Origin of the sequence: Vibrio artabrorum (assembly GCF_024347295.1) — a bacterium.
In the GTDB taxonomy this organism is placed as follows: Bacteria; Pseudomonadota; Gammaproteobacteria; order Enterobacterales; family Vibrionaceae; genus Vibrio; species Vibrio artabrorum.
Window position 1 is genome coordinate 2,721,613 of record NZ_AP025458.1, and the last position, 14,891, is coordinate 2,736,503.

Here is a 14,891-nt window from a genome sequence, read left to right on the forward strand (position 1 = left end):
AGCGAGACGCGCCAGAAATTGCTATTTTATGCGCCAACTCTCGTTAGCGCAATATTTGGACGCATTGTTCTTTCAAAAAATGAAAAAAAATGCCTTCCTTTTGTTTAACCACGCTCTGCAATGATTGCTTTTGCAACATTGTTAGGCACTTCAGCGTACTCACTAAACTCCATAGAGTAAGAAGCACGACCTTGTGTCGCAGAACGTAAATCAGTTGCGTAACCGAACATGACAGACAACGGAACTTGTGCACGAATTATCTTCAGGCCAGCTGTCCCCTCGTCCATACCTTCGATGATGCCGCGACGACGGTTAATATCGCCAACAACGTCACCCATCCAGTCTTCTGGAGTCGTTACTTCAACTTTCATCATAGGCTCAAGCAGAACCGGTTGCGCTTCAAGTGCACCCGTTCTGAAAGCCATAGAGGCAGCGATTGTAAACGCCATCTCACTTGAATCTGTTTCATGGTAAGAACCATCATATAGTGTAGCTTTGATATCCAAAACTGGATAGCCCGCAAGCACACCATTGTTCATCTGCTCTTCAACGCCTTTAGCCACTGAAGCGATAAACTCTTTCGGTACGATACCATTGGCAATTTCATCCACAAATACAAAGCCTTCGCCAGCTTCTGATGGTTCCAGTTTCAGCCATACGTGACCGTACTGACCTTTACCACCATGTTCACGGATAAATTTACCTTCCGCTTTCGCTGTACCACGAATAGTCTCACGGTAAGCCACTTGCGGGTTACCAACGTTGCAGTTCACGCTAAATTCGCGCTTCATACGGTCAACGATGATATCTAAGTGTAGTTCACCCATACCAGAAATCAGAGTCTGGCCAGTTTCCGCATCCATATCAACGCGGAACGATGGGTCTTCCGCTGCTAGTTTACCTAGAGCGATCGTCATTTTATCTTGATCAGCTTGAGAGCTTGGCTCTACAACGATCTGAATCACTGGATCTGGGAACTCCATGCGCTCAAGAACAATCTTATGGTTCTGGTCACAAAGGGTTTCACCCGTAGTCACATCTTTCAAGCCAATGATGGCTGCGATGTCACCTGCTCGTACTTCTTTTACTTCTTCACGCTTGTTTGAGTGCATTTGAACAATGCGACCTAAGCGTTCACGTTGTTTCTTCACAGAGTTGTAAGCTGTTTTACCGCTTTCAACAACACCAGAGTAAACACGGATGAAAGTTAAAGTACCAACGAATGGGTCTGTTGCAATCTTGAATGCTAGCGCCGAGAACGGTTCTTTATCGTCGGCATGACGCTCTACTTCGTTCTCGTCTTCATCGATACCTTTAATTGCAGGTACATCGACTGGAGAAGGAAGAAAATCAACCACTGCATCGAGAACAGCTTGTACACCTTTGTTTTTGAATGCACTACCACAAGTAGCAAGTACGATTTCATTATTCAGGGTACGAGTACGAAGACCTTGTTTGATTTCAGCTTCGGTTAGTTCACCTTCTTCAAGGTACTTATCCATCAGCTCTTCATTTGCTTCTGCAGCAGCTTCAACCAATTCCGTACGATATTCTTCAGCCATTTCTTGCATGTCTGCAGGAATATCTTCGTACGTAAAAGTCATGCCTTGGTCAGCTTCGTTCCAGTTAATTGCCTTCATCTTGATAAGATCGACAACACCTTGGAAGTTTTCTTCAGCACCAATGTTTAGTTGAATTGGAACAGGCGTTGCGCCTAGGCGGTCCTTGATCTGTTCAACTACGCGCAAGAAGTCGGCGCCGGTACGGTCCATTTTATTAACGAAAACCATACGTGGAACTTGGTACTTATCAGCTTGACGCCATACGGTCTCTGACTGAGGTTCAACACCAGATGAGCCACAGAACACAACAACGGCACCATCAAGTACACGCAAAGAACGTTCTACTTCGATTGTGAAGTCAACGTGTCCAGGAGTGTCGATAATGTTGATACGGTGGTCCGAGAACTGAGCTTCCATACCACGCCAAAACGTAGTGGTTGCTGCTGAAGTGATCGTAATACCGCGCTCTTGCTCTTGCTCCATCCAGTCCATGGTTGCTGCACCATCGTGAACTTCGCCGATTTTGTGAGAAAGGCCAGTATAGAACAGAATACGTTCACTTGTGGTTGTTTTACCTGCATCTACGTGAGCAACGATACCGATGTTACGGTATTGCTCTATAGGAGTTTTACGAGCCACGGTTGAATCCTCTTATTAGAGACTTAGGGACTATTGCTATGCCTAGATTATGCGTTTAAAGCGATGCTTTAACTAAAAAGTGCTTGCCCTAGAAATAGCAATAGTTCCTAGCATAAGCATAGGAACTAAAGAAGTGCTGCAAGGAACCTTGCAGCACTATAAAGGTATTACCAACGGTAATGTGCGAACGCTTTGTTTGCGTCAGCCATGCGGTGAACGTCTTCACGTTTCTTAACCGCAGTACCTTTGTTCTCAGACGCATCTAGCATTTCAGCAGCTAGGCGTTGAGCCATAGATTTTTCACCACGCTTACGCGCAGCTTCAACTACCCAACGCATAGCAAGAGCGTTACGGCGAACCGGACGAACTTCTACAGGTACTTGGTAAGTTGAACCACCCACACGGCGAGATTTAACTTCTACCGCTGGGCGAACATTTTCAAGAGCTTCTTCAAATACAGCTAAGTGGTCTTTACCAGACTTCTCAGCCATTGAATCTAGTGCAGTGTAAACGATTTTTTCTGCAGTAGATTTCTTTCCGTCAACCATAAGGATGTTAACGAATTTTGCCAGCAATTCAGATTTGAACTTAGGATCTGGAAGGATCTTACGCTGACCTATTACGCGACGACGTGGCATGGATATTCTCCGTTGTCTTCTTCAGGTTTTTTCCAAAACTTTTCAGAATAATAAATAAAATAGTGTTTGGCCTTACTTAACGCTTTCTTTTAAAAAAGAAAATGCATTAAGACTTAGGACGTTTCACACCGTACTTAGAACGACCTTGTTTACGGTCGTTAACGCCAGCACAGTCTAGCGCGCCGCGAACAGTGTGGTAACGAACACCCGGAAGGTCTTTTACACGACCGCCACGGATTAGTACAACACTGTGCTCTTGAAGGTTGTGACCTTCACCACCGATGTACGAAGTTACTTCGAAACCGTTGGTTAGACGTACACGACATACTTTACGTAGTGCCGAGTTAGGTTTTTTAGGTGTAGTAGTGTAAACACGAGTACATACACCACGTTTTTGTGGGCACGCTTCTAGTGCAGGCACGTTGCTTTTAACAACTTGCTTTACACGAGGCTTGCGAACCAACTGGTTAATAGTTGCCATTAACTAGCTCCTGAAATTTACTTGAAAGTAAGCTTTGTGAAAAATCTATTCCTAACTACAAGTCGTAATTAGGGACGCAAAATTCTATGCAGCAGTGGGAGGTGTGTCAAGAAATATACGGATCTTTTTTAGCCATCCAGAGCTCAGGACGGTAAAAAATTGACCAAAAGGATACAAGACAGTTACCAAGTCACTGATTTATCGTTTAAAACCGTCAGTTCAACAAACCCGTCAAAGTCCACCTGAGTAAATGAACTTGCCGCGAGCTGTTGTAAACCTCGACTATCGAGATCCGGTTTTAATACCGACACTTGCTCTACTGTGCAGATTTGAGTGAATAACTCATGATTAGGAAGACAAACATACACTGAATCTTCAACCAAAAGGAATTGATCTTGTGGCTGAGAATAGGTCAATGCGAGTTTCAGTTTGTCGACTGATTTTACGATATGAAGCATAGCGTCCCCTAGAAAGTCAGGATCTGTTGGCACTGAGCTAACTTTTGCGTCAGCTCATCCACATCGAGTGTCGTCACATCGATCAACAGATTCTCAGATGAGAGGCCAAAATCACTTAGGCTACGTTGACATACATACACTTGTTCGATGTCGTATAGGTCCATCAGTTTAAAAGCTGAGATGTAGTCACGTGATAGTGTTTCGTCTGGCTGTTGAGCCTTGAGAAGCTGTGTCACCCCATCCCCGACAAAGAACACGGCAATATCTTCACTATAAGCGGAAGCGGCAAGCAATGCGTCTAGCCCTTCTCTACCGGCTGCGGTTGTGTGAGGAAAGCTGTTAAATATGAAGGCTAATTGACTCAAAACTGGACAACCCTATCTTGTGTTAACAAAGCCTCCGCTAAGCTTCCCAATCCAGCTTGCGTGAAACCCGCGGCTAAATTAGAGCTGCTTAACTGGTGTTGTGCTGCTTCTTCTGAACTCACTACGCCTCGTCTTAATGCCGCGGCAACGCAAGTTTCGAGACTAATATCGTGTTCAATTGCAAACTTTTGCCATGCCGTGGCCAAATCGAATTCATCATTGGCCGGTACAGTAAGGTCAGAGCCATTACTGACGCCATCTTGATAGAAGAACACACTGTGAAGCTTGTGGCCCTGTTTGATTAGAGCCACGGCAAACTGATAAGCACTTCTTGCGGATTGCGTACCATAGACCGATCCATTGACTAAGAGCGTGTAGCTTAACACCCCTCTTCATCCTCTGTTTTACGCTGACGGATATACAAGTACACCGTATGCTTAGAGATATTCAATCGCTCAGCAACACGGTTAATCGCATCTTTGATATCGAAAATACCTTTATCATATAGCTCCATCACGATTTGACGGTTCTTGGTATTGTTCGAGACTGACTTGTCTGCATTGATCTCTTCAATGGTGCGTTCAACCGTTTGATCAACAAGTTCTTCAACATCACTTGCGAAGTTAACCGAAGACGCAGCTTCATCTGCGTCTTGCGTCGGCATGAAAGATTGCAGTACTTGGGAGAAAGGCGCATCTAAGTTCACGTTAATACACAGTAAACCAATCACTCGGTCGTCACCATTGCGGATAGCAACCGTGATCGACTTCATTAAGACTCCACCTTTAGCGCGAGTAAAATATGAACGCGAGAAGTTACGCTTAGAACCTTCAATATCTTTTAGCATCTTCAATGCAAGATCAGTGATTGGCGAGCCGACTTGACGGCCTGTGTTTTCACCATTGGCAATTTTAATTGCCGAAGTATTGAGATCTTCTAAAGAGTGTAAAACGATTTCACAAAATGGGCCGATCAAACTCGCAATACCGTCAACCACGGCCTCGTAAGATCTTAAGATGATTTTATCGTGTTCACTGAATGGCGTGACGTGGACTGATTCCATTTCGAGCAACACATCGGCATTTACTATTTCTGTAGTAGTCACTTATTCCTTACCTTCGTGTGAAAAATCAACAAATTTATGTAAGTTTATCAGAAAATTTTAATTGCACACCTAGCTAACATTACAACTAGTGATTTAGAACAAGTTTAAAAATTAAATACTGACCGTCAAATCGCAAAAAAGCCTAACTTTGAAGTTAGGCTTTTTATTCAATCAACGTATTTTGCTACGAAGCGTTTCGCTGATATTACTTAGCTGGAGCCGCTTTAGTGTTATCAATTTTTAGCAGTTCAACTTCGAATACTAACGTTGAGTTAGCTGGGATCGTTGGCGTGTCTTGCTCACCGTATGCTAGCTCTGGCGGGATAACGAACTTGTACTTAGAACCCACTGTCATCAGTTGTACACCTTCTGTCCAGCCTGGAATTACGCGGTTTAGTGGGAATGTCGCCGGTTCGCCACGATCGTAAGAGCTGTCAAATTGAGTGCCGTCGGTAAGTGTCCCTTTATAATGAACTTGAACAGTATCGGTGTCTTTCGGCGATTGACCTTTACCAGCCGTCATAACTTGATACATTAAACCCGATTCTGTCGTTTTTACGCCTTCCTTTTTAGCGAATTCAGCTCGGAAATCATCACCGGCTTTCTTCGTTGCTGCCGATTTTTCTGCCGCCTGTGCTTTCATCTTTTCCGCAACACGCTTGTCTAGCCCTTCAAGTGCAGCGCGAGTTTCTTCTTCATTAAGCGCTGTCTTGTCCGCGAATACGTCTTTGATGCCTTGAAGAACAATGTCTTTATCTAGGTTAATACCGAGCTCACTTGGCTTATCAATACTTGTGCTCAAGTAGTTTGCGAAAGATACACCAATGGCATACGCCGCTTTGTCATCTTCTGTTTTAAAGTTTACTGCATCTGCTGCTACTTTAACTTCTTCTACCTGTGGCGCTTCTGCCTTTGGTTCTTCTTTTTGACAACCAACTGCCAACATAACCGTTGCGGCAAGCAGTGATACTTTTAAAACTGATTTCATTGAATTCTCCAATTAATGGCCAAGCCATTGGTTATTGTGCACAAATCTAATGATTAGATTGGTGTGAATACGTTAGTTATAACAATATACTCGTTATATGTCTTTCGACACAAACTGGATTATTAGATGTGATGCGAATATTTTTTCACTCATTGCTATATGCAATTGTCATCACCTTGTTAAATGGTTGCTTTTTCTTTCAAGGTGATGCCCAACGCTGGGAAATCGAACCCAATGGTGCTACCAGCTTTGCACTCAGCAGAGATGGACGCTTTGCTTTGCTCTACTCTCAACAAAAAAAGTTACTCCTTTGGGATTTAGAACAAAACAAAGAGTTAGCTCAACTCGGCCCACAAGACCAAGACGAAAACCAAGTATCGCGAATACGCATTTCGGACAATGGCCGCTTTGCCATTACCGCTAGCCAGATGAACTTCGCCGTTTGGGACTTATCTTGGACGCAAGCTGAAGGGCTATGGTCTATTTCCGACGGCTTGATTCGTGATGTTGACATATCGAGTAACGGTGAAAAAGTATTACTCGGTCTGTCTAACGGCAAAGCTATCTATGTGGACTTAGTCACCGGACGCCGTCTGGAGTTCCTAGCCCACAGAGAAAAAGTTAATTCCGTTGCCCTTTCTTCAAATGGACGTTATGCACTAACGGGGGGAAACGACTACAAAGCTTACCTATGGGATACCGAATCAGGCTTAATAATGCGCACCTTTGAACATGAACAGAGAGTAGTACGTGTTGCCCTACAACGTGATGGCAAAATGGCGTTTACTTCAGATGGTGGTAATCAAGCGACAATCTGGAATCTGGAGACAGGAGAACCTCAGGCACAACTACAAAGCTGGTCTCGACAACTGATCTTCTCTAGCGCCCGCTTTTCTGACGATGGTAATTTGTTGGTGACGGGCTCACCATCAAGCCAAGTAAGTGTTTGGGATACGCATGATGGTCAACGAATTTCTCGCTACGATGCCGAGCCATTAAAAGATGCTCGCCCTCCCCGCGCGGTAGTGTATGATGCAGCCTTTGATGATAATAACCGTGTGATATCGGGCACCTCTGCGGGCATTGCCCAAGCTTGGAATGTGGATTAAGAACGATGACAGAAAAGCGAGTTGAACAACTAGAAAGCCGCGTAAATGACCTAGAGTGTCAGCTGGCTTTCCAAGAACAGACCATTGAAGAACTCAATGAAGCGCTTAGCCAACAACAGATGTTAATCTCGAGAATGCAAGATCAGATGAAGTTCGTGGTGGGCAAAGTGAAAAATATGGATGGCTCTAACCTAGCAGACGCATCGGAAGAAACGCCACCACCACACTATTAAATTCGACTCAAAATGACGAATTGATTCTAGTGATATAGATCGTTAGAAATCTGAAAAATCAAAGGGCGGCAGAGATTATCTGTCGCCCTTTTATCTGTTTGATCGATGTGGATTAAGCCAATACCAACTTAATCATCCGCATAAATCTTCATTTCGATACGGCCTTGAGTATCAACGCTTGCACGATACATCCCCGAACTGTTCATACTAAAATGAATATCGCCTAGGCCATCGATAGCAATCAAACCGCCTTCCCCGCCCATGGTTTTCAATTCACCTTGAATGATCGTTTCGCAAGCGGTGTGCACATCCTCTTTCAGATAACGCATGCGTGCTGCTACATCACCTGCAACCATTTTACGTAGAAAGAACTCGCCCATGCCGGTTGTTGAAACCGCAACATTGCCATTTTCAGCGATGGTTCCCGCACCAATGATCGGAGAATCCCCCACCCGACCGTACTTCTTATTGGTTACGCCACCAGTACTCGTGGCGGCCGCTAAGTTACCCGCTTGATCTAATGCTACTGCACCGACCGTGCCGTACTTTTTGTCGTCAGGATATTTTTCAGCTTGCTGTTCATCATATTTCGCTTCAGACAAAGCGAATATGCCTTTCTCTTTCATCGACTGAAGTTGGTCATAGCGTCGCTCAGTAAAGAAGTAGTCTTGCTCGGTAAAGGTATAGTCGTGCTCAAAGGCAAACTTCTCAGCGCCCTCACCGATCAATAATACGTGGTCGCTCTTTAGCATCACATCACGTGCGAGCTCAATTGGGTTTTTAATATGACGAACACCCGCAATGGCACCGGCGTCCATTTCGCGGCCGTGCATCACAGAGGCATCCATCTCTACACATTCATCATGCGTGAGAACGGAACCCTTACCGGCATTGAAGTGAGGGCTGTCTTCCATCACTTTGACCGATGCGACCACCGCGTCCAGAGCATCACCACCGGCTTGCAAAACTTGATAGCCAGCCAAAACCGACTTCTCCAAAACCTGAGTAATGCCTGTTTTTAATTCATCGCTCATTTGCTCTCGTAAGATGGTTCCTGCACCACCATGAATGGCAATTGAAAAAGGCTGTGACATGCAAACTCTCCACTGACGTACTCTTATAATGTTACGCTATCAATACCATATTCATGGTTCGATGTCTGATAGCGAAAACCAAACTCTTTATGAAGACTCAGTTCGATAGAGTAAAAGCCCCCAAAAAAACTCGGCGCCAATAGCAAAAAACCTCCGCAAGGGAGGTTTTTCAGCATTCTAAATCTAAACCGTTAATTCGGTATTAGTGAGAACCACAGCCACCGCCGCCGCAGCAGCCGTCTTTTTTCTCTTCACCATCATGGCCTTCGCCACCACAGCAACCGCCTTCGTGGTCATGGTCGTGACCGCCACAGCCACCTTCTTGGTGTACGTGACCGTGTTGAATTTCTTCTTCCGTCGCTTCACGAACTGCAACCACTTCAACGTCAAACGTTAGAGTTTGGCCAGCTAACATGTGGTTGCCGTCTACAACAACTTCATCGCCATCGACTTCAGTCACTTCAACAGGGATAGGACCTTGGTCTGTATCCGCGAGGAAACGCATGCCAACTTCGATTTGCTCAACACCTTGGAATACATCAGCAGGAACACGTTGTACTAAGTCGTCGTTGTGTTCGCCGTATGCGTCTTCTGGCGTAACGGTTGCAGAGAACTTGTCGCCAGCGACTTTGCCTTCAAGCTCTTTTTCAAGACCTGTAATTAGGTTGTTGTGACCGTGAAGGTAATCGAGTGGAGCTTCTGCAGTTGATTGGTCAACGACTACGCCATCTTCAAGCTTTACTTGATATGCAACACTAACTACTACGTTCTTTTCAATTTTCATGAGAGCTCCAAGGAGGTTTGGACTAGGCTCGAACAGTTGAACCTAGGAATAAATTTTATACCCCCGCTATTATGGGGATGAATTAGTGAAACTCAATCATTCTGGTTTAAAAATACCAATCATTTCTTGATTCGCGTGTTCAGATTTCTCTACAGCTTTCGGTTTACGCTGCTCGGTGAAATCACAATCGACACATTCCACTAGCTCGATATTGTTTTCAATCCACCAACGGAGTGTGTCTTGAGTGTTGCAACTTGGGCAGCTTGCCCCTGCGATAAAGCGTTTTTTCTGTTTCACGTTCATGTCCTTTACTACTCTGGATTCGCGGTTCTTCTCACTCACTCAATTAGACATTAAGCAGAGACCGCGTTTATTATTAGATGGCTGCTTTTAAGTGATTATTTTTAGCTCAAGCTATATTGCTAGACTCAGCGGTTAACTCTAAACGAAGGTTACTGCCAATAGTTTCGAGATTGGTGATCGTTTTCCATCTCGTGTCCAAAAATTTCCTCAAGCTCTTTACGAGCTTCTTTGGCCCTTTGAGTTAACTCGGCGTCTTCGTTATGCTGAGGCAGCAACTCTTTGAGCATACCATTATCCAACTTTCTAAAGTGTGCCTCTGCTCGCTTCGCTTTGTATGGGTGCATACCCAGTTCAGTCAATGTTTGACGACCGAGATCCAATGCCCCAAGGAAGGTTTCACGAGAGTAGTGACTCACACCGTGGTTAAGTAATTGATACGCCTCAACACGGCTTCGAGCGCGCGCTAAAATCTTCAAGCGTGGGAAGTGCTGCTTACACAAATCGACGGTTTTCATGATTTCGTCTGGTGAATCGGTACACAGCACAATCGCCTCTGCTTTATCAGCACCGGCCGCGCGTAACAACTCTAAGTGAGTAGAGTCACCGTAAAAAACTTTGTAGCCGAACTTTCTAAGAATGTGAATTTGGCTAGCATCACTTTCTAGGATAGTGATGCGAATCTTATTGGCGTACATCAAACGACCAATAATCTGACCGAAACGACCAAAACCCGCAATAATCACTCGCGGGCTACGATCGACCACATCTGAAGACATCGCACTTTCACTGATTTGGTTGAGTTGACGAGCAAAAAACCGATCTTGCAGCTTAAGCATCAATGGCGTGGTTACCATCGACAAACTCACCACGACCAGTAAGAACGACACCTGGTCGCCACTTAAGATGCCTTGAGCACTCGCCGCGGTAAAAATAACAAACGCGAACTCACCACCTTGACTGAGAATCATCGCCATGCGGCTACGCGCTTTTGCCTGAGTGCCAAAGATACGAGCGAGTACGTACAGCACTAAGCCTTTCAACACCACCAAAGCCAATACTGCAATCAGTATCGCGAATGGACTTTCGGCAAGTAAGCCTAAGTTCACCGCCATACCCACCGAGATAAAGAATAGACCAAGCAATAACCCTTTGAATGGATCGATGGCGACCTCAAGCTCGTGTCGATATTCACTTTCAGCCAGAAGCACTCCCGCGAGGAAAGTACCCAGTGCCATCGACAAACCAATCTGTTGCATGATGACAGCAATACCAATCACCAGTAACAACGCGGCGACCGTAAACAACTCGCGTACGCCACTCATCACGACGTATCGAAACAGTGGCCTCAACAAGAAGTGACCACCCACAAGTAGACCAACAACCCCGCCCAACATCCACAACATGTCAGCCCAACTACCGCCGGTATTACCGGCAAGCAAAGGCAGCATTGCGAGCATTGGAATAACGGCAATATCTTGGAAAAGTAATACCGCAAAGCCTGACTGCCCCGCTTCTTTTCCACCCAGCTCTCGCTCTTCAATAACACGTAAGGCGATAGCCGTAGAAGAGAGCGCTAAGCCCATCCCAATCACGAGACTGGTTTGCCACGTTAATCCAAACATGCTGGCAATGGCGGTAATAATCAGAGTGGTGATCAGCACTTGCGCACCACCCAATCCGAGAATAGGCGCCCGCATCTGCCACAGCTTTTTCGGGTTAAGTTCAAGACCAATCAAGAACAGCAGCAGTACCACCCCGAATTCGGAGAAATGTAGAATCGCTTCAACGTCACTGATTAAACCCAGCCCCCAAGGGCCAATCGCGACCCCCGCTAATAAATAACCGAGTACCGAACCGAGCCCCGCTCGCTGAGCGATAGGAACTGCAACCACAGCCGCCGCTAAGAATATAACGCCACTTTGCAGAAAATCGTTAGTCAGAGCCATCATTTGTTCCTATACCTTGTAACGGGTCTCGCAACCAATTCCGATAGTCTTCAGCGTGTTGGTAACGCGCCATGTCCGGGATATTCCTCGCCCAGTGTAAAACCAAGGGTGGCATCCAGTGCATTTGACACAAAGCAGCGGTTAACTCAAATGGTTGTAAGATCTCTTGTAGTGGATATTTATTATAGCCTGCAGCACCAAACGCCTCTGCTTTACCACCGGTTGTGATCACACTGCGCCAGTACTTACCTTTGAGCGCACTTTGCTCACCAAACGCAAAGCCCTTGCCTAATACGCGATCAAACCACTCTTTCAATAACGAAGGGCAGGAATACAAAAACAAGGGATGCTGAAACACAATCACATCGTACTGAAGGAGCAGTTGGTGCTCATAAGGCACATCAATAAAAAAATCAGGGTAAAGGGCGTAAAGATCGTGAACTTTGACATGTCCAAGCGACTCTATCTTTTTAACCATAATTTGATTAGCGATAGAGGTTTGTGGATCTGGGTGTGCATAAATCACTAACACCTTTGGTACGGGTTTGTCTATTGAGGGAGTAATACTCATTCCTTTAAAACTCTCCTTTAAGAGCTAAACAGTAGCAAAGCCACTAAAATTTAAAAAAAAGTTACCAATATGTTATTGGCATAATAACCCAAATTGCATTGTGATCGACTTTTATCTGGTTTCAGCCTACTATGCAGGCGTCTGTTCACCTCAAATTTCTATGCTACTTCTATGATTACTTTCTCTGATATTCAATTGCTCCGCGGTGGTAAGCCACTTCTTGACCAAGCATCTGCGACTTTTCACCCTGGCGACAAGATCGGTTTGGTTGGTAAAAACGGTTGTGGTAAATCTACACTATTCGCCTTAATTAAAGACGAACTGTCTATTGATGCCGGCTCATTCAGTAAGCCAACCCATTGGGAGATGGCTTGGGTTGCTCAAGAGACCCCAGCGTTAGAAAGAACAGCCATTGAATATGTGATTGATGGCGATCGAGAATACCGTGGCCTTGAAGATCAACTAGAAAAAGCCGAACAAGCCGACCAGGGCACATTGGTCGCAGAGATCCACGGCAAGATTGAAACCATTGGTGGTTACAGCATCAAGGCCCGCGCGGCTGAGTTACTGGACGGCCTAGGCTTTAGTCAAGAACAAATGACATGGAACCTGACTCAATTCTCAGGGGGTTGGCGTATGCGTTTGAACCTAGCGCAAGCCCTACTGTGTCGCAGTGACCTACTGCTACTTGATGAACCGACCAACCACTTGGATTTAGACGCGGTAATGTGGCTAGAGCGCTGGCTACAAAGCTACCCTGGCACACTAGTACTGATCTCGCACGATAGAGACTTCTTAGACCCTATCGTCAACCGCATCGTGCACGTTGAAAATCAACAGCTCAATGAATACACGGGCAACTACTCATCGTTTGAAACCCAACGAGCGCAAAAGCTGATTCTGCAACAAGCAATGTACCAAAAGCAGCAGAAACAGATGTCTCACATGCAGAGCTACATTGACCGTTTCCGTTACAAAGCGTCAAAAGCTCGCCAAGCGCAAAGCCGTATTAAAGCGTTAGAGAAAATGGAACAAGTGCTGCCCGCTCAGTTTGACAACCCATTTAGCTTTCAATTTAGAGAACCGGACGCGTTACCCAACCCAATCATGATGATGGACGAGGTATCCGCAGGTTACGATGACAACTTAATTCTAGAAAAAATTCGCCTCAACCTAGTACCTGGCAGTCGCATTGGTCTGCTTGGTCGAAATGGGGCCGGTAAATCAACGCTAATTAAACTGCTTTCCGGAGAGTTGAAACAACAAGGTGGTGAGCTAAGCTATTCGCAAGGCGTTAAGATGGGTTACTTTGCTCAACATCAATTAGAGACGTTGCATCCAGAAGAGACGCCACTGCAACACATGATGCAGATTGCGCCTAAGCACACCGAGCAACAACTGCGAGATTACTTAGGCAGTTTTGGTTTCCAAGGTGAGAAAGCACTCGATAAAGTGGCCCCCTTCTCAGGTGGTGAAAAAGCCCGTTTAGTACTGGCTCTGTTGGTATGGCAAAAACCGAACCTGTTGCTCCTCGATGAACCGACTAACCACTTGGATCTCGATATGCGTCAGGCATTAACCTTCGCCTTGCAAACATTTGAAGGCGCGATGGTTATCGTATCGCACGACCGTTACTTGTTGCGAGCAACGACGGATGACTTGTATCTGGTACACGATCGCCAAGTAGCACCGTTTGATGGCGACCTTAGCGATTATTACAAATGGCTAACCGAACAACAGAAAGTCGAGCGTAAAGAAGCGCAAGCACTGGCTCCAGCAAAAGACAACACCAACAGTGCCGCTTCGAAAAAAGAGCAGAAACGTAAAGAAGCCGAGTTCCGTAAACTGACGGCACCCCTGCGTAAAAAGCTCACTCAATTTGAAAAGCAGATGGATAAACTCACGCAGGCTCTTGAAGAAGCCGAGCAAGAATTATCCGACACTTCACTGTATGAAGCTGAAAATAAGGCTAAACTGAATAAAGTACTCGCTCTACAAGCGAGCAGTAAGTCACAGCTAGAAGACGTTGAAATGGATTGGATGTCCACTCAAGAAGAGCTTGAGCAGATGGAACAGGATATGAATAGCTTATGAGCCCAGAGCACGCCCCAATATCACTAACACTGGAACGACTGTGGCAGTTTAGCCTCCAGTATTACAGTGTGCGTGGTGTAAAGGATGCGTGCTTAGCTTTGCAAAACCAGTTCCATGGCAACGTCAATCTACTGCTGCTTCTCAAATGGCTTGATGAGCAGCAATTGTCTTTTGCTGAAGAAGAGTGGCACAAAGTTCAACAGTGCTTGAGCCGCTCTGAAAGTCTACTGCATAGTTATCGAGAGCTACGTAAACACCTCAAAGCACACGTTATCGACTCACTCTACCGTGAAGCCCTACAGTTTGAGTTACAGCTTGAGAAACAACAACAATCTGATCTCGTCGACTGTATAAACTCCCTAAAGCTGTTCGCTAGCCAGCAATCACCGCTCGCGTTTCAGTACTGTCGTTTATTAGGAGCAGAAAACCTCTACGACGCTTTTTCTGAACCCGCCCCTCTCCCCTAACGCGTTGCCTTTCCTTTTGCTTCATTAAAGTTCAACACTTCCAATACACTAACG

General features: G+C 45.5%; 17 protein-coding genes. 4 read left to right on the forward strand and 13 right to left on the reverse strand.

Features of this window, described 5'->3' with window-relative positions; translation table 11 throughout:
* Positions 1-104: 104 nt before the first annotated feature.
* The 8 genes from fusA to fkpA all read right to left on the reverse strand — a co-directional run bounded on the left by fusA (position 105) and on the right by fkpA (position 6,236).
* Positions 105-2,201, reverse strand: coding sequence for an elongation factor G (fusA, locus tag OCU36_RS12365; protein ID WP_261838233.1), 2,097 nt, complete (start codon positions 2,199-2,201; stop codon positions 105-107).
* Positions 2,202-2,368: 167 nt separating this feature from the next.
* Positions 2,369-2,839: a 30S ribosomal protein S7 gene (gene rpsG, locus OCU36_RS12370; protein WP_010435163.1), complete on the reverse strand. Its 471-nt coding sequence runs from the start codon at positions 2,837-2,839 to the stop codon at positions 2,369-2,371.
* 106 nt (positions 2,840-2,945) lie between these two features.
* The gene (gene rpsL, locus OCU36_RS12375; RefSeq protein WP_004737194.1) at positions 2,946-3,320 is read right to left on the reverse strand and encodes a 30S ribosomal protein S12; all 375 of its coding nucleotides are present in this window, start codon (positions 3,318-3,320) and stop codon (positions 2,946-2,948) included.
* 182 nt (positions 3,321-3,502) lie between these two features.
* Positions 3,503-3,778: a sulfurtransferase complex subunit TusB gene (tusB, locus tag OCU36_RS12380; RefSeq protein WP_261838234.1), complete on the reverse strand. Its 276-nt coding sequence runs from the start codon at positions 3,776-3,778 to the stop codon at positions 3,503-3,505.
* Positions 3,779-3,786: 8 nt separating this feature from the next.
* Complete coding sequence (gene tusC, locus OCU36_RS12385; protein WP_261838235.1) at positions 3,787-4,143, reverse strand: sulfurtransferase complex subunit TusC; 357 nt, start codon at positions 4,141-4,143, stop codon at positions 3,787-3,789.
* Positions 4,140-4,529, reverse strand: coding sequence for a sulfurtransferase complex subunit TusD (gene tusD, locus OCU36_RS12390; protein ID WP_261838236.1), 390 nt, complete (start codon positions 4,527-4,529; stop codon positions 4,140-4,142). The genes tusC and tusD overlap by 4 nt, the downstream gene beginning before the upstream one ends.
* On the reverse strand, positions 4,523-5,248 hold the full coding sequence (locus OCU36_RS12395) for a helix-turn-helix transcriptional regulator (RefSeq protein ID WP_261838237.1): 726 nt from the start codon (positions 5,246-5,248) through the stop codon (positions 4,523-4,525). Before OCU36_RS12395 ends, tusD begins: the two co-directional genes overlap by 7 nt.
* A 205-nt stretch (positions 5,249-5,453) precedes the next feature.
* Positions 5,454-6,236, reverse strand: a complete 783-nt coding sequence (gene fkpA / locus OCU36_RS12400; protein WP_261838238.1) for an FKBP-type peptidyl-prolyl cis-trans isomerase — start codon at positions 6,234-6,236, stop codon at positions 5,454-5,456.
* Positions 6,237-6,367: 131 nt separating this feature from the next.
* On the opposite strand from fkpA, the gene OCU36_RS12405 reads away from it, so the two are divergent.
* Positions 6,368-7,345, forward strand: a complete 978-nt coding sequence (locus tag OCU36_RS12405; protein WP_261838239.1) for a WD40 repeat domain-containing protein — start codon at positions 6,368-6,370, stop codon at positions 7,343-7,345.
* A 5-nt stretch (positions 7,346-7,350) separates the two neighbouring features.
* Positions 7,351-7,578, forward strand: coding sequence for a SlyX family protein (locus OCU36_RS12410; RefSeq protein WP_017100010.1), 228 nt, complete (start codon positions 7,351-7,353; stop codon positions 7,576-7,578).
* Positions 7,579-7,706: 128 nt separating this feature from the next.
* On the opposite strand, the gene OCU36_RS12415 is transcribed toward OCU36_RS12410, so the two are convergent.
* From OCU36_RS12415 to kefG, 5 genes are all read right to left on the reverse strand, one after another.
* Positions 7,707-8,672: an isoaspartyl peptidase/L-asparaginase family protein gene (locus OCU36_RS12415; RefSeq protein ID WP_261838240.1), complete on the reverse strand. Its 966-nt coding sequence runs from the start codon at positions 8,670-8,672 to the stop codon at positions 7,707-7,709.
* 202 nt (positions 8,673-8,874) lie between these two features.
* Entirely contained in the window at positions 8,875-9,456 is a 582-nt protein-coding gene (slyD, locus tag OCU36_RS12420) for a peptidylprolyl isomerase (protein WP_261838241.1), read from the reverse strand.
* A 96-nt stretch (positions 9,457-9,552) separates the two neighbouring features.
* Positions 9,553-9,753, reverse strand: coding sequence for a YheV family putative zinc ribbon protein (locus OCU36_RS12425; RefSeq protein ID WP_261838242.1), 201 nt, complete (start codon positions 9,751-9,753; stop codon positions 9,553-9,555).
* A 155-nt stretch (positions 9,754-9,908) separates the two neighbouring features.
* On the reverse strand, positions 9,909-11,705 hold the full coding sequence (kefB, locus tag OCU36_RS12430) for a glutathione-regulated potassium-efflux system protein KefB (RefSeq protein ID WP_261839737.1): 1,797 nt from the start codon (positions 11,703-11,705) through the stop codon (positions 9,909-9,911).
* Positions 11,692-12,276 carry a glutathione-regulated potassium-efflux system ancillary protein KefG gene (gene kefG / locus OCU36_RS12435; protein ID WP_261838243.1) on the reverse strand — a complete coding sequence of 195 codons (585 nt, stop codon included), beginning with the start codon at positions 12,274-12,276 and terminating at the stop codon, positions 11,692-11,694. Before kefG ends, kefB begins: the two co-directional genes overlap by 14 nt.
* A gap of 171 nt (positions 12,277-12,447) precedes the next feature.
* Here kefG and OCU36_RS12440 point away from each other — a divergent pair, with 171 nt between their 5' ends.
* Positions 12,448-14,370, forward strand: a complete 1,923-nt coding sequence (locus tag OCU36_RS12440; RefSeq protein ID WP_261838244.1) for an ABC transporter ATP-binding protein — start codon at positions 12,448-12,450, stop codon at positions 14,368-14,370.
* Entirely contained in the window at positions 14,367-14,837 is a 471-nt protein-coding gene (locus tag OCU36_RS12445) for a TIGR02444 family protein (RefSeq protein WP_261838245.1), read from the forward strand. The genes OCU36_RS12440 and OCU36_RS12445 overlap by 4 nt, the downstream gene beginning before the upstream one ends.
* The last annotated feature ends 54 nt before the right edge of the window (positions 14,838-14,891 follow it).

Bases quoted from the DNA above. Each gene is read 5' to 3' on its own strand.
- OCU36_RS12410 (WP_017100010.1), top strand. From the start codon at position 7,351: ATGACAGAAAAGCGAGTTGAACAACTAGAAAGCCGCGTAAATGACCTA.
- rpsG (WP_010435163.1), bottom strand. From the start codon at position 2,839: ATGCCACGTCGTCGCGTAATAGGTCAGCGTAAGATCCTTCCAGATCCT.
- OCU36_RS12405 (WP_261838239.1), top strand. From the start codon at position 6,368: ATGCGAATATTTTTTCACTCATTGCTATATGCAATTGTCATCACCTTG.
- slyD (WP_261838241.1), bottom strand. From the start codon at position 9,456: ATGAAAATTGAAAAGAACGTAGTAGTTAGTGTTGCATATCAAGTAAAG.
- OCU36_RS12415 (WP_261838240.1), bottom strand. From the start codon at position 8,672: ATGTCACAGCCTTTTTCAATTGCCATTCATGGTGGTGCAGGAACCATC.
- tusB (WP_261838234.1), bottom strand. From the start codon at position 3,778: ATGCTTCATATCGTAAAATCAGTCGACAAACTGAAACTCGCATTGACC.
- OCU36_RS12445 (WP_261838245.1), top strand. From the start codon at position 14,367: ATGAGCCCAGAGCACGCCCCAATATCACTAACACTGGAACGACTGTGG.
- rpsL (WP_004737194.1), bottom strand. From the start codon at position 3,320: ATGGCAACTATTAACCAGTTGGTTCGCAAGCCTCGTGTAAAGCAAGTT.
- fkpA (WP_261838238.1), bottom strand. From the start codon at position 6,236: ATGAAATCAGTTTTAAAAGTATCACTGCTTGCCGCAACGGTTATGTTG.
- OCU36_RS12440 (WP_261838244.1), top strand. From the start codon at position 12,448: ATGATTACTTTCTCTGATATTCAATTGCTCCGCGGTGGTAAGCCACTT.
- kefG (WP_261838243.1), bottom strand. From the start codon at position 12,276: ATGAGTATTACTCCCTCAATAGACAAACCCGTACCAAAGGTGTTAGTG.
- kefB (WP_261839737.1), bottom strand. From the start codon at position 11,705: ATGGCTCTGACTAACGATTTTCTGCAAAGTGGCGTTATATTCTTAGCG.